This is a genomic window from Bdellovibrionales bacterium (assembly GCA_019750295.1).
Lineage (GTDB): Bacteria > Bdellovibrionota > Bdellovibrionia > Bdellovibrionales > JAGQZY01 > JAIEOS01.
The window spans coordinates 1-2,487 of the sequence record JAIEOS010000106.1; the positions used below are offsets into that span (position 1 = coordinate 1).

Consider the following 2,487-nt stretch of genomic DNA (forward strand, 5'->3'; position numbering starts at 1 on the left):
CTCTCATGGCTTTATGCCGATCCGAACTACGGAAGGCTCAAGCTGTGCGTTTCCTTACATTCTGCCATTCGGCAAGATCGAGGAGTGGGCAAGCCTGCCGATTGAAGGGGCTCGAGAATTGTCGAGGCTTTGCCTAGAGACAAGCATCGAGCTATTCGGCCGTGTGGGGCAGAAAATGACGATAGGAGAGCTCCTGCGGCAGAATCCAAGGGTTTCTTTACCTATCGAAATCGGTGCTCACCAGAGCCCGCCATCGTTAGATACGGAAATCGTCAGCTTTTTGGAAACGAGGTTAAAAATGCTCAAATAATTCGTCCTCATTCGAAAAAAACCTGTCGCATCACCCAAAAGGTGGTGCGGCTTTTTCCTTTACTCGTCAAAAAACCCTTATTTTAATTGACTTTATGGCTGTTTTAGTTGTCGAAACTTTAAACCATACATTGTCCTTCTTGACAATAGATACTCACTCTACTAGGATAGAGTGCACAACCGAATAAGAAATCCATTGTCCCGAAAGGGATCAGCCGGAAACGGCAGATGCTAACAATGAGACTTTGACCCGAGCACGTCTTGCTATGTCCGCCAAGGATAGAGTAAGATAAAAGAGCATACCCGAAAGGGTATGATCCCAAGCTTGGGAATGGCCAAAAACTAATAAGTATTAGGCCGCCGAAAGTCCACTTTGATTAGCATCTGGGTGGACTTTTTGGTTGGCCATACTATGAAATTTAGCCAAGCAATAGAAGAATTTAAAAACTGGAGAGGCTTTAAAGTCTCTGGCCAAACGGTGATCCGCTACGATGCGGTCCTCCGTATTTTTTGCTTAACATTCGGTGACCCCGATATCGAGCAGGTACAAATACATCACATCCTCCATTACATGAAAGAAATGGAGCGTTTAGGATGGAAAAGAAATGGCATCACCATTGTCGCCCTAGCATTGAGAAAGTTTTTTGAATACTACAACCTGAAAGGGTATCGATGCGTCAACGAGTCACTCATCCCGTTGCCTAAAAAGGAATTTAATATTCCTCGAGTGGCAAATGAGGCAGACTTCAAGAAAATGGTGAAGGCGGTCCCGCGCGACACAAATCCAAACAATATCCGAAACCTTGCTCTGATACATATGGTCTGGGATTCTTGGGCGCGTGCCGGGGAGATTGTCTCACTCAATGAAGAAGACCTAAACTTCAACAAAGATTGTTCCGGCTCTGCGATTATAAAAACAGAGAAGTCGAGAGGTCGCCGACCGATCCGAGAAATATTCTGGACGGCACAAACTGGAAAGTATCTGAAGGCATGGCTGAAGAAGAAATCAGAAATTCAAGACAAGATGACATTCGAAGATCAAGGTGCGGTATTCACCTCAATCAGAAAATGTGCGGCATACGATGTGCGTGGCAAACGAATGACTGGACGTGGAGTCTGTGAAGTTTTCCGCATGACCTCAAATCGTGCCGGTTTGCCGACCATCTTCAACGCACACTCCGCTCGACATTACGGAGGTCGCAAAATTATCAAGGAGGGTGGAGCAAGTGCGGATGTTACGAACATTCTCGGTCACTCAAACCTTGAGAGCTCACAATTCTATACCATGATGTGGGGCAATGACCTCAAAGAGAGATGGCAGGTATTCCAGAAGAATAATCCAGGAAATCCAAAACATGACAAATCCAGACTCAACAAGAATCTCAAAAGCCTCGCAAGCATGGATGGTATGGAAAATGCACAGGAAGTCCTCGAGAACTTTATCGAATACATGCAAAAGGGAAACATTCCATCGCATCACCAGTTCGTGAACGCTCCCAAAAGGGCGACTATTGTACGCACTCCAGGAGGAGGAAAGTGGTCAAAAGTATAATTCCTACTTTTCGATTTGTGAAAATCGAATATGATTAGTCACATATGGCAAATCAGCCACACCAGAAAAGAAATGACGAGATCGTAAGGTTGCATGACCTCGATCCGGTCCTTCATACATTTGCGAGTCTTGCGAAACGCTACAAGAATAAAAAGACCGGGAAAACCCTGTCTCGTTCAACAGTGCATGAAATATACATGCGAGAAAAGGCTAAAAAGGGAGATAAAAAAGCCCAATCTTCGGGGGTTGTCAAAAGCAAATATCCTGGCCTGTTGAGTTGTTAACAGGGTCCGTTTTGTTGCTTGCTATGTGTCAGGAGTTCGGGTAAAATCGTAGTTGTAAGTCCTTTGACAACTACACACTTCGCTCGCCTGCTGAGTTTCTGAGATGTCCTCGGAATTTTAGCAGGTGAGCGGGCGAGGTTTTTTCTCGAAAAAGTGATACAATAAGCTCCATGAAAAGGTCTAAACAGCTGACATGGTACAGCAATGAACTAGGGTATACCCATACCCTTGTTGAACACGTTGTGGCAGCTGGACAGAAATCTGCCTAACATGAAAATCTATCTTGCAGGAGACCACGCAGGATTTAGACTCAAAAGTGCGCTTCTTGAGCACTTGCAGATG

Annotated in this window: 2 protein-coding genes; both read left to right on the top strand. The window is 45.1% G+C overall.

What is annotated here, in order from left to right:
• A partial coding sequence (locus K2Q26_13740; protein ID MBY0316581.1) for a hypothetical protein occupies window positions 1-310 on the top strand: 310 nt, incomplete at its 5' end.
• A gap of 411 nt (window positions 311-721) precedes the next feature.
• Window positions 722-1,861: a tyrosine-type recombinase/integrase gene (locus K2Q26_13745; protein ID MBY0316582.1), complete on the top strand. Its 1,140-nt coding sequence runs from the start codon at window positions 722-724 to the stop codon at window positions 1,859-1,861.
• Window positions 1,862-2,487: the final 626 nt, after the last annotated feature.